The sequence below is a fragment of the Streptomyces sp. bgisy130 genome (assembly GCF_057708345.1).
The window spans coordinates 96,831-111,779 of the sequence record NZ_JBYISA010000018.1 but is presented as its reverse complement, the minus strand read 5'-3'; the positions used below and the strand labels follow the sequence as shown (position 1 = coordinate 111,779).

General features: G+C 70.9%; 16 protein-coding genes and 1 tRNA gene. 9 read left to right on the top strand and 8 right to left on the bottom strand.

Annotated elements, in window-relative coordinates; genetic code table 11:
* Positions 1–24 precede the first annotated feature (24 nt).
* On the bottom strand, positions 25–1,026 hold the full coding sequence (locus AC3EUV_RS22960) for a sigma-70 family RNA polymerase sigma factor (RefSeq protein ID WP_432143076.1): 1,002 nt from the start codon (positions 1,024–1,026) through the stop codon (positions 25–27).
* 186 nt (positions 1,027–1,212) lie between these two features.
* Between AC3EUV_RS22960 and AC3EUV_RS22955 the strand changes: the two genes are divergently transcribed.
* The 3 genes from AC3EUV_RS22955 to AC3EUV_RS22945 all read left to right on the top strand — a co-directional run bounded on the left by AC3EUV_RS22955 (position 1,213) and on the right by AC3EUV_RS22945 (position 3,107).
* Positions 1,213–1,833 (top strand): GNAT family N-acetyltransferase, encoded by a 621-nt coding sequence (locus AC3EUV_RS22955; RefSeq protein WP_435603762.1) that lies wholly within the window; start codon positions 1,213–1,215, stop codon positions 1,831–1,833.
* Positions 1,834–1,972: 139 nt separating this feature from the next.
* The gene (locus AC3EUV_RS22950) at positions 1,973–2,539 is read left to right on the top strand and encodes a hypothetical protein (RefSeq protein WP_435603761.1); all 567 of its coding nucleotides are present in this window, start codon (positions 1,973–1,975) and stop codon (positions 2,537–2,539) included.
* Between the two features lie 52 nt (positions 2,540–2,591).
* Entirely contained in the window at positions 2,592–3,107 is a 516-nt protein-coding gene (locus AC3EUV_RS22945; RefSeq protein WP_435603760.1) for a PPOX class F420-dependent oxidoreductase, read from the top strand.
* 18 nt (positions 3,108–3,125) lie between these two features.
* On the opposite strand, the gene AC3EUV_RS22940 is transcribed toward AC3EUV_RS22945, so the two are convergent.
* Entirely contained in the window at positions 3,126–3,680 is a 555-nt protein-coding gene (locus tag AC3EUV_RS22940) for a pyridoxamine 5'-phosphate oxidase family protein (protein WP_435603759.1), read from the bottom strand.
* A gap of 295 nt (positions 3,681–3,975) precedes the next feature.
* On the opposite strand from AC3EUV_RS22940, the gene AC3EUV_RS22935 reads away from it, so the two are divergent.
* Positions 3,976–4,473, top strand: coding sequence for a MarR family winged helix-turn-helix transcriptional regulator (locus tag AC3EUV_RS22935; RefSeq protein WP_387245652.1), 498 nt, complete (start codon positions 3,976–3,978; stop codon positions 4,471–4,473).
* Positions 4,474–4,565: 92 nt separating this feature from the next.
* Here the strand turns inward: AC3EUV_RS22935 and AC3EUV_RS22930 are convergent, their stop codons facing one another.
* On the bottom strand, positions 4,566–6,104 hold the full coding sequence (locus AC3EUV_RS22930; protein ID WP_435603758.1) for an MFS transporter: 1,539 nt from the start codon (positions 6,102–6,104) through the stop codon (positions 4,566–4,568).
* Positions 6,105–6,215: 111 nt separating this feature from the next.
* Entirely contained in the window at positions 6,216–6,878 is a 663-nt protein-coding gene (locus tag AC3EUV_RS22925) for a TetR/AcrR family transcriptional regulator (RefSeq protein ID WP_432143070.1), read from the bottom strand.
* Between the two features lie 402 nt (positions 6,879–7,280).
* On the opposite strand from AC3EUV_RS22925, the gene AC3EUV_RS22920 reads away from it, so the two are divergent.
* Positions 7,281–8,528, top strand: a complete 1,248-nt coding sequence (locus tag AC3EUV_RS22920; RefSeq protein ID WP_432143069.1) for a M6 family metalloprotease domain-containing protein — start codon at positions 7,281–7,283, stop codon at positions 8,526–8,528.
* A 22-nt stretch (positions 8,529–8,550) separates the two neighbouring features.
* On the opposite strand, the gene AC3EUV_RS22915 is transcribed toward AC3EUV_RS22920, so the two are convergent.
* A complete protein-coding gene (locus tag AC3EUV_RS22915) occupies positions 8,551–9,219 on the bottom strand; it encodes a TetR family transcriptional regulator (RefSeq protein ID WP_432143068.1) in 669 nt (222 codons plus the stop codon).
* Between the two features lie 67 nt (positions 9,220–9,286).
* On the opposite strand from AC3EUV_RS22915, the gene AC3EUV_RS22910 reads away from it, so the two are divergent.
* The 3 genes from AC3EUV_RS22910 (at position 9,287) to AC3EUV_RS22900 (ending at position 10,104) form a co-directional block, all read left to right on the top strand.
* Positions 9,287–9,487: a hypothetical protein gene (locus AC3EUV_RS22910; protein WP_423612289.1), complete on the top strand. Its 201-nt coding sequence runs from the start codon at positions 9,287–9,289 to the stop codon at positions 9,485–9,487.
* A complete protein-coding gene (locus AC3EUV_RS22905) occupies positions 9,484–9,888 on the top strand; it encodes a hypothetical protein (RefSeq protein WP_432143067.1) in 405 nt (134 codons plus the stop codon). The genes AC3EUV_RS22910 and AC3EUV_RS22905 overlap by 4 nt, the downstream gene beginning before the upstream one ends.
* 143 nt (positions 9,889–10,031) lie before the next feature.
* Positions 10,032–10,104: transfer RNA gene (locus AC3EUV_RS22900), tRNA-Arg, on the top strand.
* Between the two features lie 210 nt (positions 10,105–10,314).
* Here AC3EUV_RS22900 and AC3EUV_RS22895 read toward each other — a convergent pair.
* The 3 genes from AC3EUV_RS22895 to AC3EUV_RS22885 all read right to left on the bottom strand — a co-directional run bounded on the left by AC3EUV_RS22895 (position 10,315) and on the right by AC3EUV_RS22885 (position 13,836).
* Positions 10,315–11,730, bottom strand: coding sequence for an amidase (locus AC3EUV_RS22895; RefSeq protein ID WP_435603757.1), 1,416 nt, complete (start codon positions 11,728–11,730; stop codon positions 10,315–10,317).
* 121 nt (positions 11,731–11,851) lie between these two features.
* Positions 11,852–12,526, bottom strand: coding sequence for a response regulator (locus AC3EUV_RS22890; protein WP_432143065.1), 675 nt, complete (start codon positions 12,524–12,526; stop codon positions 11,852–11,854).
* A complete protein-coding gene (locus AC3EUV_RS22885) occupies positions 12,523–13,836 on the bottom strand; it encodes a sensor histidine kinase (protein WP_435603756.1) in 1,314 nt (437 codons plus the stop codon). The genes AC3EUV_RS22890 and AC3EUV_RS22885 overlap by 4 nt, the downstream gene beginning before the upstream one ends.
* A gap of 465 nt (positions 13,837–14,301) precedes the next feature.
* On the opposite strand from AC3EUV_RS22885, the gene AC3EUV_RS22880 reads away from it, so the two are divergent.
* Positions 14,302–14,916, top strand: a complete 615-nt coding sequence (locus AC3EUV_RS22880) for a hypothetical protein (RefSeq protein ID WP_435603755.1) — start codon at positions 14,302–14,304, stop codon at positions 14,914–14,916.
* Positions 14,917–14,949: the final 33 nt, after the last annotated feature.

Here is a 14,949-nt window from a genome sequence, read left to right as displayed (position 1 = left end):
TGCGCGCACGCACCCGCGCGCTGGCTACGCGGCCGCGTCGAATCCCGTGTCATGCGCCATCCGCTTCAGCTCCAGCAGCGCATGCTTCTCGATCTGGCGGATCCGCTCACGGGTCAGGCCGTGCTGCTTGCCGACCTCGGTCAGCGTGCGCTCGCGGCCGTCCTCGATGCCGTAGCGGGCCTTGATGATCGAGGCGGTGCGGCGGTCGAGACGGTCGATCAGGTCCTCCAGCTCCTCGCTGCGCAGCAGCGTGAGCACGGACTGCTCGGGCGAGGCCGCGGAGGTGTCCTCCAGCAGATCGCCGAACTGGGTGTCGCCGTCGTCGTCCACGGACATGTTGAGGCTGACCGGGTCGCGCGCCCAGTCGAGTACGTCGGTGACGCGGGCGGGCGTGGAGCCCAGCTCGCCGGCGACCTCCGCCGGCTCCGGGTCCCGGCCGTTCTCGCGGTTGAACTCGCGCTGTACCCGGCGTATTCGGCCCAGCTCCTCGACGAGGTGCACGGGCAGCCGGATCGTGCGCGACTGGTCGGCGATGGAGCGGGTGATGGCCTGACGGATCCACCACGTCGCATACGTCGAGAACTTGAAGCCCTTGGTGTAGTCGAACTTCTCCACGGCACGCACCAGACCGGCGTTGCCCTCCTGGATCAGGTCCAGCAGGGGAAGACCGGCGCGCGGGTAGCGGCGGGCGACGGCCACCACCAGGCGGAGGTTGGAACGGATGAAGACGTCCTTGGCCTTGGCGCTCTCCTCGACCAGCGCCGCCAGCTCCTCGCGGCCGGCGCCTGCGGCATTGCCGTCGGAGACCTCGCCGTCCAGGATCTGCTGGGCGTAGACACCCGCCTCGATGGTCTGGGACAGCTCCACCTCCTTGGCCGCGTCGAGCAGTGGCGTACGCGCGATCTCGTCGAGGTACATGCCGACCAGGTCGCGGTCGGCGATCTCCCCGCCTACGGCGCGAACACTGTGGGCCCCGTCAGAACCGCTGCTGCTTTCCTGACGGCGGGCGACGGCACGGGTTGCCATGCGTGTGCTCCCTTTGCGATGAGTCGGTCGCGGGACGGTGGGCGGGCCGGAGGGTGGCATCGAAAACCGATGCTCGCCGCGAGGCCCGTCCGAAGGAAACAACGGCTGGAATCCGGACAGAATTCCCAGGAGGCCCCGCTATTTTTCTGATCATGCAGTACCCTGCGGCCCCATTCAGGAGGCCACATGCTGCAACAGCACGGGGAAGTGCAGGTCAGAGCGGGCGTCGAAGCGGACCTTCCAGCTCTTACCGATCTTTACAATCACTACATCCGTGAGACCTCCATCACGTTCGACCTGGAGCCCTTCACTCCGGACCAGCGCCGCCCGTGGTTGCTCTCCCACCCCCAAGACGGCCCGCACCGCCTTCTGGTTGCCCAAGAGGCGACAGAACGGATGAAAAACCCGCACAACGGGCCGGTGCACGGTCCCTCCGCGCCGGTGCACGGCCCCTCCGCAGGCCCGGCGGCCCCCGGGCCCGGGCACCCGGCCGGTGCACTGCTCGGCTACGCCACCAGCAGCGCGTTCCGTCCGAAGGCCGCCTACGCCCCGTCCGTCGAGGTCACCGTCTACTGCGCCCCGGACGCCGCAGGCCGCGGCATCGGCACGCTCCTGTACAGGGCCCTCTTCGAGGCGCTGGCCGACGAGGACGTGCACCGCGCCTACGCCGGGATCACCCAGCCGAACGAGCCCTCCACCCGCCTCCACACCCGCTTCGGCTTCCGGCACATCGGTACGTACACGGAGGTGGGCCGCAAATTCGACCGCTACTGGGACGTGGCCTGGTACCAGAAGGATCTGGGCTGAGACAGAAGGATCTGAGCTGAATCCGCCGGTCACCGGCTCCCACCCCGGGCCTCGCCGCCCGCCGTTCCGGTTGCCGCGGGCGGCGCCCGGGTGTCGCCTGGACAGGAGGGGCAGCGGGGGAAACCGAGAGGAGCCCGCCATGGACCAGCACGCCCAGCGGCACGGCGCGAGGGCCGCCCGCTCCCACGGCACCGTCGAACCCGAACACGGCGCGACGACCGACGCCCGTGCGCTGCCGCGGGCCTCGGGAATGGCCGGCATGAAGGAGCGGGCCGGGCATATCCCGCCGACGGTGACCCTGCCGATCATCGCGGCGCTCGCCTTCGGCTGCTTCATCATCTTCCGCACGCACACCGCCGGCATCAAGGGCGGTCCGGCCATGCTGTACGGGCTGGCCGGGGCGGTGGTCTCGGGCGTACTGGGCCTGTTGGTGGCCCACTTCCAGTCGACCCTGATCACCGAGACCCGGGCGGCCGCCTACGGCGCGCTCTTCGGCTGCTCGATGGGCTGGGTCTACAGCCTCGGCGGCGAAGCGATCCTCAAGTCGTGCGCCTTCGGCCTCACCATGGGCGCCGTGATGTTCGTGGCCGCCCTCTACGTCTTCCGCACCCACCGCGTCCGCGAGCCCCACGGCCTCCACCGGCCACACGAGCACCACCTTCACAAGCGCGACCGGGCCCGCCGATTGCCGGTGGCCACCCACTGAGGGGCGCACACCTCTTGACCTCAACTGCGCTTGAGGTCCTAGCGTCGGCGACATGACCACGCCCTCCCACGGCACGACGCCGCACACCTCGGACACCCCGGACGCCGCCGCCCCGCCCGCAGCGACGGCGTCCTCCCCCGGCACCACCGGGAAGGTCTTCACTCCCACGGAGCGCGCCTACCTCGCCGGCCAGCCGCTGGCCCGTCTGGCGACCGTCGGGCCGGACGGCGGGCCCCAGGTGCGCCCGGTCGGCTTCGTACTGAACGACGACGACACCCTCGACATCGGCGGGCCCGCACTGCGGCGCAGCCAGAAGTACCGCAACGCCCAGGCCCGCCCCGAAGTCTCCCTGCTCATCGACGACATGGCACCGGCCGACGACCCGGTCGCGCCCGGCTGGGGCCGCGGTGTGGAGATCCGCGGCCGGGCCGAACTGCTGACCCTCGACGCGCCGCCGATGGCCCCCGACTTCTTCAGCAACGACGTGATCCGCGTCCATCCACGCCGCGTCATCAGCTGGCACCTCGAACCCGACGACGGCCGCTCCCGGGCTCGCGACGTCCGCTGAGCCCGGCCGCCCGCCGCCTCAATCCCCCTGCCGCGCCGGGTCGTTGGAGGTCCGCCGGATGGTGCGCGGCCCCCGGCCCGGCGCCCAGGTCTCCACCACCAGATACGGGGGCTCGGTGGACGTCCGCACCACCTCCGTCAGCTCCGCGCGGAAGAGATGGAACGACTCCGGCGGCTTCACCGCCGCCGCATAGCGCGCGACTTGATCAGGATCGGTCACCTCCACGGCCCGCCCGGACACCCGTACATCCCCGCCCGCCAGATCGGTGCCCGGCCCCGGATTGGCATGCAGCGAGAACCGGGGATCACGCCGCAGATCGGCCGCCTTCCGCGAGCCGGTCATCATGCCCAGCCACAGTTCCCCGTGGCGGAAGTCCGCCTCCAGACCGGTCAGCCGCGGTGCGCCGTCCTTCCGTACGGTCGCCAGGACGTGGTGCCGGTGCACCCCGAACCGCTCCCGCACCCGCCGGGCGAGCTCCGGAACCGCCGCCTCCACCACCGACCAGCCGACCGCATCGCCCACACCGCCCGCACCGCTCCCGATGCCTTCCCCGCCCCTGCTCTCACGCGTCATGGCAGCACCCTCCCGCCGATACCCGACACCTCCTGTCCGGTATGGCCGCGGGACACCGGAAGGCCGACCGACGGACCGCATGTGCCGGACAGATCGTGGGCCGCCCTTTACGGACATCACCGCTCCACGGCGTCACACTTGGCAGTAGTTGGTGCGGATGACCGCAGCGATTACCGCAGCGATGACCGCGGCATCAACAGGACGACATACTTGAATTTTCAAGTGTCAGGATTTGGGCATAATTAGACGTTGTTAAAACTTAAATAACTCTCCGAGTGGTGAGAGAGTGGATGGTATGAGCAACGAACCCGCAGCCGAGCCGCGCTGGCTCAGCGACGAGGAGCAATTCGCTTGGCAGTGCTACCTCCACGCCACCACGCTCCTGGAGGACCACCTCGACCGCCAGCTGCAACGGGACGCGGGGATGCCGCACGTCTATTACGGCCTGCTCGTCCAGCTCTCCCGGGCACCGCGGCGCCGGATGCGGATGACCGAGCTGGCTCAGAACGCCAAGATCACCCGCTCCCGGCTCTCGCATGCGGTCGCGCGCCTGGAGAGGAACGGCTGGGTACGGCGCGAGAATTGCCCTTCCGACAAGCGGGGCCAGAACGCCCTGCTCACGGACGAGGGGATGCGGGTCCTGGAGAAGGCCGCCCCCGGACATGTCGCCGCCGTACGCTCCGCGATCTTCGACCGTCTCTCCCCGGAGCAGGTCGGCCAACTCGCCGAGATCTGCCAAGTGATGACCGAAGGGCTGCAACCGAAAGGCGCCGACCTCCCCTGGCTGCGCTGACGGATCAGCGGAACCGGGAGCGGCCGACGCCCGTATGAGCCACGGGCCGTACGGCGCCCCAGCGGGACGCCGTACGGCCCGTGGCCGCCCGCTCAGTGCGCCATCACCGGCACCTGGACCTGACCGTCGCCCTCCGACGAGCCCAGGACCGTGTTCTCGCCGTCGGCGGAGGAGGCCGCCGGCGAACCGGCGCCCGGCCGCCCGGTGTTGATGAAGGTGAAGGCGATCACGCCCGCCAGGGCCAGGATGCCGACCGCCCACCAGATGGCGGTGCTGTAGCCGTGCACCATCGACTGGAGCTTGAGCAGGTCGGCCGAGCGCGCACCGGCCGCGTGCGAGGTGGCGTACGCGGTGGTGGCGCTGGCCGCGATGGTGTTCAGCAGGGCCGTACCGATCGCGCCGCCCACCTGCTGCGAGGTGTTGACCATCGCGGAGGCGACACCGGCGTCGCGCGGCTGGACACCGTGCGTGGCCAGCGACATGGCCGGCATGAACGCCGTACCCATGCCCAGGCCCATCAGCAGGAAGCCGGGCAGGATCAGCGCGGGGTAGGACGTGTCCAGATCGATCTGGGTCAGCACCAGCATGCCGAGCGCGGCGGCCGTGAAGCCGGGCGCCATCAGCAGCCGCGGGCGGACGCGGGTCATCAGCCGGGCGCCGATCTGCGTGGAGCCGGTGACCATGCCGACGATCATCGGGAGGAAGGCCAGACCGGTGGTGACCGGTGTGTAGCCCTTCACGATCTGGAGGTAGTAGGTCAGGAAGAGGAAGAGACCGAACATGCCGATCACGGCCAGGCCCAGCGAGGCGTAGACACCGGCGCGGTTCCGGTCGGTGAGCACCCGCAGCGGCAGCAGCGGGGCCTTCACCCTGGCCTCGACCAGCACGAACGCCAGCAGCAGCACGGCCGCGGCGGCGAACAGGCCGAGCGTCGGCCCGGCCAGCCAGCCGTCCGACTCGGCGCGGGTGAACCCGTAGACCAGCGAGACCAGGCCGAGGGTGGCCAGGATGACGCCGGGGATGTCCAGCCGGGACGGGTTACGGCCCTCCGCGGGCTCGCGGATGACCAGGAAGGCGCCGGTCGCGGCAACCACGGCGAACGGGATGTTGACGAAGAAGGTCCAGCGCCAGTTCATGTACTCGGTCAGCACCCCGCCGAGGATCAGCCCCACGGCGCCGCCGCCACCGGCGATCGCACCGAAGATGCCGAACGCCTTGGCCCGCTCCCTGGCCTCGGTGAAGGTCACCGCCAGCAGCGACAGCGCGGCCGGCGCCAGCAGCGCACCGAAGACGCCCTGGAGGGCACGCGCGCCCAGCAGCATCCCCTGGCTGCCCGCGGCCCCGCCGAGCGCGGAGGCGACCGCGAATCCGACCAGCCCGACGATGAAGGTCCGCTTCCGTCCCCACAGGTCGGCGACGCGTCCGCCGAAGAGCAGCAGCCCGCCGAAGGCCAGTGCGTAGGCGGTGATCACCCACTGCCGGTTGGCGTCGCTGATGCCGAGATCCTGCTGGGCGGAGGGCAGCGCGATGTTCACGATGGTCGCGTCGAGCACGACCATCAGCTGGGCGAGAGCGATGAATATCAGCGCTTTCCAGCGCCGGGGATCGACGGACGGGACTGTTTCAGGCATGGCGGGATCCACCTACTGGTGCGTGAGCGAACGAGAGCGAAGGACGGACGGGGAGGGGAGTGAAGGACGGACGGGGAGGGGGTGACGGTCGGCGGAGCAGCGCCCGCCGGTTTACGAGCGGCGCCTCAAGTCATCCAACGTGGCGGCGGCGCCGGGGAGTTCGGATCGGGCGGGTGTCTGGAGACCGTCCAGGAACAGTTGCAGATGCCGGTGCACGAACCGGTCGAAGTCCGGGCAGCGGCTGCCCGGCAGCGGGCGGGTGAGCTGGGTGATCGCGACCATCAGGTCACCGACGGCGATGTCGGTGCGCAGCTGACCACTGTCGCGCGCGGCGGCCATGACGGCCTCGACGGCCGCCTCCAGACGGTCCCGCGCCGCGCACAGATCGGGGTGGTCCCGGTCGACGCCGTCGGAGAGCAGCGGGCACAGCGCCCCGATCCGCTCCTCCACCGCGGCGTGGACGAAGCGCCTCAGCGCCTGGAAGGCATCGGGCTCCTCGGCTAGGGCGCTCTCCGCGCGGTCCGCCGTACGGGACATGACGGACAGCGTGACGTGGTGGATCAACTCCAGGCGATCCGCGAAGTGACGATAGAGCGTCGCATTACCGACACCCGCGCGCCGGGCGATCTCATCGAGCGGCACCTCGGCCCCGAACTCGACCATCGTCTCGCGGGCGGCCGCGATGATCCGCTCCCGGTTGCGCAGCGCATCGGCCCGCAGCCGGGGCTGCTGCTCCTGCTTCCCGGACTTCACACCTGCGGCGACGGCGCTCACGGCGGCTCACTCCTCTCGTGTGTCGGTGCGTCCGATCCTGTGTCGGCGCATCCGATGGCTGGGTCCCGGTGCGGCGCCCGGAGGACCCGTACGAACCGGGGACGGACTCCCCGTTTCACCCGGACGCCTGGTTAAACGGGGACACCGTCCCCGGATATTTCCGTGCCCGCATGTGACCTGAACCACACCCTCGGCGGGCGGGCATATCCGCCCCTCGCCCGGCCCCCCTCCGCTCCGCTCACACGGGGGCCCGCGCCGGTCCCCGCCCCGGCCGCCCGCCCCGGCCGCGACCGCGTGCCGTGTGCCGCGCCTCACTCGCCCCCACTCCACCCCACCCCGCCATGACTCCAGTTGACGTAATCCCGCGCGCGAGCGATCACCCGCCGACCCAAGGTGATCGATATGAAGCACAAGGTCTCCGCGGTCCTGGCCGCAGGCGCGGCCACCGCAGCCGCGGCGATAGCCCTGGGTTCACCGCCCAGCGCCGTGGCCATACCCTCGGCGCCCGGCGCCCCGCCGAGCGGCCCGTGTGCGCTGCGCGGCATCAGCGACGACGTCGCCGAATCCGCCGAGACCCCCGCCGGCTTCTCCCGCTCGTCCGGCACCGTGGAGGCGCTCACCCTCTTCATCGACTTCCCGGACGCCCACGCCACGATGTCCCCCGGCGACCGCTTCGCCGAGTTCTTCCCGGCCGCGACGGACTACTTCCGCACCAGCTCGTACGGCAGGCTGACGTACCGCCCCAGGCCCCTGCTCCGGTGGATCCGGATGTCCCGGCCGCTCGCGGCGTACGGTATCCAGCGCGGCGCCGGCTTCGACCCGGCCTCGGACGGCGGCTACCACGCCCTCTCCCGGGAAGTCGTACGCGCCGTCGACCCCCTCGTCGACTTCCGCGACTACGACGTCATCAACATCATCGCCACCCCCAACGCGGGGCCGCCCGCCACCCGTACGGTCCTTTCGGTGACCTTCAGCGGTGGCGACATGGGGCTGCGGACCGCCGACGGGGTGCCGTTCCGGAACGCGTCGTTCATCTGGAGCCGGCAAACGGGGAAGAGCGCCTTCCGCGTCCTCAACCACGAGAACGCCCACAGCTTCGGCCTGCCCGACCTCTACTTCACGGACGGCCGCGACGCCCCGCCCCCGGCAGGGCACTGGGACCCGATGGACGAGGACTGGGGGCCGAGCAATGACTTCGTCGGCTGGCACAAGTGGAAACTCGGCTGGCTCTCCGCCGGTCAGGTGCACTGCGTCCCCCGCCGCGGCACACCCGGCGAGCACACCCTCACCCCGGTCTCCGCCCGCGGCGGCACAAAGATCGTCGTCATCCCGACCTCCCCGCACACCGCCCTGGTGGCCGAGGCCCGCACCCGCGGCCTATTGGACCCGACGGTCTGCCGCCCCGGCATTCTCATCTACCGCGTCGCCACCCACGTGCCCTCGGGCCGCGGCCCCCTCCGCATCGTGGACGCCACCCCGCACAGCGGCGGCTGCTACCGCGACAACAAATACGTCGACCCGGAACTGACCGACGCCACCTTCCGCCCCGGCGACACCTACACCGACCGCACCACCGGCGCAGCCATCACGGTCCTGACGGAAAACCCGGACGGCACCTACCGCGTACGCGTAACCCCGGCACGCGCCTAGGGCGTGTCCGAAAACCCCCGCCTCACTCCCCCGTCCCCTCTCCCTCCCCCTTCCCCCTCCCCTCCGCCAGCCAGTGCCGCCGTCCGACGCTGATCAGCCGCAGCTGACGCCGTGCCACCCGTACGACCTGCTCGGCCGCCCCCTCCGCACCGTCCGCCTCGGCATCGAGCAGCGCCGCGGCCGTCGTCACCAAGCGGTCCACATACAGCTCGGCCAGCATCCGCACATCGTCATCGCGCCAGCCCTCCGACACCGGCTGGGACTTGAGCGCCGCCGCGACCTCCTCCGCGAACCGGTCCAGCTCCCCCGCGATGGCCAGCCGCACATCCCGCACCCCGCCGTGCCGCTCACGCGCCACGAACCGGATGTGCAGCGGATGGTGGCGCACATGCTGCTGTACGACCGCGACCGTACGGTCGATCCGCTCCTCGGCCCCGTCCTGCTCGGCGAGGATCGCCCGCACCATCACATGCAGACTCCCCAGCGCCTCCTCGACCAGGGCGACACCCAGCTCGCCCATGTCCCGGAAGTGCCGGTAGAACGCGGTCGGGGCGACCCCCACCACCCGCGTGACCTCCCGCAATCCCAGGCTGCTCAGGCTCTGCTCCTCCAGCAGCCCGAGCGCCGCGTCGAGCAACGCCTGACGGGTCTTCTGCTTCTGGGCCTGCCGGACTCCAAGACTGTGACTCATGTCATCCAGTAAACAACCGTTCTCCGAACTACTCCACCCGGCGGCGGTCGTAGACTGAAGGAACTGAGTGAACAACTGTCCTCTGGAATCGGAAAGGAAGATCATGCTCTTCCTCGTCGCAGCCCTCCTCCTGATGGGGATCCTGCTGGGCACCGCGGCACACCTCCCCGTCCCGGTCACCCTCGTCGCGGCCGCCGTCATCGCCGGCTGGCTGCTCGTCTTCTTCCTCCGCGAACGCCGCCACAACGACGAGGTGACCTCCCGATGACCACGCTCAGCGAAGCCATCCGACCAACTCCGGCCCAGCCCGCCGAGGCGGCCCAGCCGGGCGAGGGGGTCCAGCCGACCCAGCACGCCGAGGGGGCCGAGGGGGCCCAGTCGGCCCAGCACGCCGATGGGGCCCAGCCCGCCGACCCAGCCACCTCCCGCCTCCGCCGCCACGCGGACGGCATGGCCGTGGCCTCCTTCATCCTCGGCCTGCTCGGCACCCTGGTCCTCAACCTCCTCCTCGGCCCCTGCGCCCTGGTCCTCGGCACCCTGGCTCTGGCCCGCGGCACCACCCGCCGCGGCCGCGCCCTCCTGGGCCTCACCCTCGGCGCCACCGACCTCCTCATCCTCGCCCTCCTCACCACCACGGACGGCACACTCAGCTGGCACATCGGCGGCTGACCCCAACGGCGGCGCCCCTCCCCCAACCACGGCCATCCCCGCTCGCACAGCCCCACCCCCGGGGCCACGCCTATCCCCCACACAAGCAATCTCCGGCGAACGCATCAGCTACCCTGTCAGGGGTCCCATGGGGTCCCACCCATGCCTCCGTAGCTCAGGGGATAGAGCACCGCTCTCCTAAAGCGGGTGTCGCAGGTTCGAATCCTGCCGGGGGCACCGGCGCAGAAGGGCACCATCTACGGATTTTCGTAGGTGGTGCCCTTCTGGCATCCAGATCTGGCCTCAGCGGCGGCGGTCACTCACGACCGGGGCGCCTCTTGAGCAGCCGGTCCATGGGCTGCCGACCAGACGGCGGCCGGACAACCGCCCCTGAAGCCCCGTCAACCGCCCTTGCCCTACTGCCCAGCTGACCAGCCGGCGCGGCGTTCACAGTGCCGGGTGTCGTTCGCGGACCGGGCTTGCGGACTCCAGAAGGGTGCCGAGGCGGAGCAGAGCGTCCTCGGCGTGCCACTTCGTCACCAGTTGGACGCCGATCGGCAGTCCGTGGGGGCTTGTGCCGAAGGGTACGGAGAGTGCCGGCAGGCCGGTCAGGTTGAACGGGACGGTGGCGCGCATGACGTTCCAGGCGGGCACCGTCACCCCGTCGACGACGTACTCGGCCTGGCCGTGTGGGGGCGCGGCCATGGTCACTACGGGGCACAACAGGGCGTCGTAGCGTGCGAAGTAGGCCGAGAACGCCGACTTGAGTTCTTCGACGGTGCGTTGCGCGGTCACGTACTCGCCGAGCGGGACGTCGGGCAGCGACAGGGTGTGTGTGAGCACCGCGTGCAGCTCGTCCTCCCGGCCCGCCGTGTGCTCCTTGAAGTACGGCAGGATCTCCGGCACGAAGAGAGTGGCGCTCAGTTGCATGCTGTCGTGGACTTCCAGCGCCGGCACGCGCGCTTCCTCCACGTTGCAGCCGGCGTCAGCGAGCGCTTCCGCGGCGGCGGTCACCGTCGCCGCCACCGCGGGGTCCACCGGGCCGAAGCCGGGCCGTACGAGCCAGCCGACCCGTAGGCCCTCCCGCGAGACCGGCGCCTCCATGGGGCCGGCGGCGGCCGGGGCGCCCACGGCGTAGCCGTCCTGGCCGTCGGGGCCGGCGAGTACCGCGTAGGCCGCTTCGATGTCCCGGACGCTGCGAGCCATCGGGCCCACGTGCCAGTAGCGGCGCAGGATGTCCGGCCAGTGGCCGGTGAAGGGGATCCGGCCGTGGGTGGCTTTGAGCGCGACGATGCCGGTGTAGTGGGCCGGTCCGCGCATCGAGATCGCGACGTCGCTGCCGAGGCCGATCGGCGACAGTCCCGCCGCGATGGCCGCAGACTCGCCACCGCTCGACCCACCGGGGGTGCGCTCCGGGTCCCAGGGGTTGAGGGAGCGGCCGGAGACGAGGTTGTCGCTCTCCGTCCAGTAGGAGAACTCCGGCAGGTTGGTCTTCCCGATCAGGATCGCGCCGGCCGCCCGGAAGCGGGCCACCGTGGTGGCGTCCCGGTCCGGGACATGGTCGGCAAACAGGCGCGAGCCACGCATGGTCCGGACGCCCGCCGAATCGAGTGAGTCCTTGATGGTGAACGGGACGCCGTGCAGCGGTCCCAGTGGCCCGTCGTGCAAGACCGCCTTCTCTGCGGCCTTCGCCGCATCGAGGGCCTGTTCGGCGGTCACCGTCACGACGGCGTTGAGCTTCGGGTTGATCTCCTCGATCCGGTCGAGGTGCGCCTGGACGACCTCCAGCGGGGACAGCTCCCGCGTCCGGATCCGAGCGGCCAGATCGGTGGCATCCAGGAAGCAGATCTCGGTCGACGTCATCGGCGATCACCACACGAATCCATGGGCATCGGAACTCCCTCACCTTGCTTCGAACATGTGTACGATCAGGTTACCTGGGGCATCCTCTGAGCAGGCGCCTGCCGGGGGCGGGGGGGGAGGGCTAAGAGGCCGGTGAGGTGAGGCCGGTTCGCCAGGACCAGGCGGCGATTTCGACGCGGTTGCGGAGTTTCAGCTTGGCCTGGATGTTGGCCAGGTGGGTCTTTGCGGTGCCTGGTGAGATGACGAGTTCGGTGGCGATTTCCTGGTTGGTGAAGCCTCGGGCCACCAGGCGGGCGATGTCGCGTTCGCGGTCTGTGAGGGCGTCAGGGCCTGGGCCGGGGTAGGGGTGCGAGGGCATCGGCGGGGAGAGCCGGCGGAGGAGTCGTACGGTGATCTGCGGGCTGATCAGGGCGTCGCCCGCCATGGCTGCGCGGACGCCCTCGATCAGCAGGGCCGGGCCGGAGCGTTTGAGCAGGAAGCCGCAGGCGCCGTTGTGCAGGGCGGTGTGGACATAGTCGTCGAGGTCGAAGGTGGTGACGACGACCACCCTGGTCGGCCGGGTGGACTCGGGTCCGGCGAGCAGGCGGGTGAGTTCCAGGCCGTCGAGGCGGGGCATGCGGATGTCCGCCAGGACGACGTCCGGCCGGAGGTGGCGGGCCAGTTCGAGGGCGGTGGCGCCGTCCGCGGCCTCGCCGATGACGGTCATGTCCGGCTGCGAGTCGAGGACGAGCCGGAAGCCGCTGCGGACGTCGTCCTGGTCGTCGGCCAGGAGGATGCGGGTGGGGGTGCCGCTCATGTCGCCTCCGGGGGGAGCGGGTGGGTCTGCGGGAGTACGGCCCGTATCTGCCAACCGCCTTTGTGCGGGCCGTAGGTGAGGGTGCCGCCGGTCGCCTGGACGCGTGCGCGCAGGGAGGTCAGGCCGCGACCGCCGTGGCCGGCGCGCCCGCGTCGATGGCGGAGAGCGGAGAAGGCGGTGGCGGTGGCGGTACCGGCGTCGTTGATGACCTCGATCTCGAGGGTGGGTACTACGGGGTGGGCGATGAGGTTGCCGATGGCTGGGGTGAGGGTTACGTCGACGCGGGCCGCTCCAGGGGCGTGGCGGCGGACGTTGGTGAGGGCTTCCACGACCATCCGGTAGGCCGTGGAGCTGGTTGCGCGGGAGAGGGTTTCGGGGGTGGCGGGCGGCATGGTGAGCCGGGCCTCGGTGGCTCCTGCGGCGGTGAAGCGTGCGATGAGGGTGGGGAGTTGGTCGACGCCTGGTAGGGGTTCGGGGGGCGGCGCGGAAACCGGGGGCGGGGCAGGGAGTGTGGATGCCTGCTGGGGTGGTGGGGCGGCGTGTGTGGGGGTGTCCCGGCGGGTGAGGGTGTCGCCGTGTGCCTCGTGGAGCATGCGGACGGTGCGGTCCATGGACGCCAGGGCGTTCAGGCCCGCTCGTTCGATGCGTTCCAGCGCCGGCAGGGCCTGGCCCGGGTCGGATGCGGCCACGAAGCGGGCGGCCTGTGCCTGGGCGACGATTCCGCTGATGTCGTGGGCGACGAAGTCATGGAGATCTTGGGCGAGTTCGAGCTGCTGTGAACGCCGCGTCTCGACCACCAGCCGGCGCCGCCGAATTTCCACCAGACGTGGATAGCCGCCCACGACGGCCGCGCCCAGCACCGGCAGCGTCCAGAAGGCAGCGGCACCGGCCAGCGGCAATACGGACGGCTCCGGCATCAGGGGCAGCGTCCACGTCGCGACGGCCACACCTGCCACCACAGCCGCGATCACCGCCTGCCGGAGCGGCGCCCAACGCGCCACTACGGCAAGGAGCATCAGCAGCATCGCCATTTCGGCCAGCCGCCATACGGGCCCCCAGGGCTCCGATGGAGGGTCGGAGGCCGCTGTGGTGATCAGCGAGAGGCCTCCGACGAGCGCCAGCGGGCCGGCGAGGCGGTCACGCGAGCGCGGCCAGCGGACGGCGACCCAGAGGAGCAGGGCGGCGGAGGCGAGGGCCGGGACGGCTCCGTAGGGGATGGCCGGCCAGGTGCGGTACGCGAGGGGGAGGGCGGTCAGGGCTGCGCAGCCCGTTAGGCACGTGCCCGTGCCCGTCCCCACGTGACGCCTCATACAGGCACCCCCATGTCGCCTGCCGCGGGGATCGTCGCCCCCATATTGCTGTACGGACTTGGACCGCCATGACCGCCAACCGCCAACCGCCTGCCGCCTGCCGCCTGCCGCCTGCCGCCTGCCGCCACGACGTGCATCGCCCTGGCGCCGTCGATCCTACGAGCGGTGTTCTGGGCGCTCCCTCTGACGAACGGCAGAGATGACGGCCGCTTCGGCGCCCGGGATCCGCTGATCGGCAGATGGTCGGGGGCGTGCGGCCCGGCGTCAGATGGGAGGTGTCATCGACAGGGCGGTAGCCGTCAAGGCTGCTGCGTATTCAGGGAGTTCATCGTGCCCGGCATTCCTTCCTCCGTTCACATTCCTCCTTTCGTTCGCATTCCTTCTTCCGGCCGTTCGTCGCGCCTCGCCGGTGCCGGGTTCGCCGCTTCTCGGCGTCGTAGGGCCGTAGTGGGAGCCGGTGCCGCCGTGGCCGTGCTCTTCGGGCTGACGGGGATCACGCCCGCCGCGTCCGCCGCTCCCTCGGGTGCCGCTGCCGTCTCGAAGGCGCCGGGCGGGCTCGCCCGGGTGAGTGGTCAGGCGCGCGTCTTCTACGCCTACTCGCCGCACGACGACATCCGCTTCTCCGTCGATGCGAAGGCTGCCCCGTTCAGCCGGCCCGTCGAGGGGCTGCCTCGGGGGATGCCCACCGACGCACGGGGCACGGTCACGATCTCCCACTGGTCGCCCGGGAAGAAGCAGGGCCGACGTGCGGAGGCCGCGGTGGACTGCCTGGTCACCGGGGGCGACACCGCGACGCTCAGCGCCGTGGTGACCAAGTCCGAGGACCCCGACGAGATCGGGGAGCGGCTGGGCTTCAGCGTCAAGGGCGGTGGGCCCAGCAGGGGGCGGTTCGGCTTCTCCTGGGCGGTGTCGAACGTCGACGTCGTCGATGGCAAGGCCGTCTTTCCCCATGTCGGCACCTGTATGGCACCGGCTCCGTTCGCTGCGGTGACGAAGGGCGGCTTCAAGGTCACGCATGCGGAGCTGCCGCCGCTGCCGACGGGGTGGGGGAAGCAGGCCGACGTGGCCGGCTCCCGATGACGACGCCCGCGGTGGGGCGTGGCGGCCTGGGTG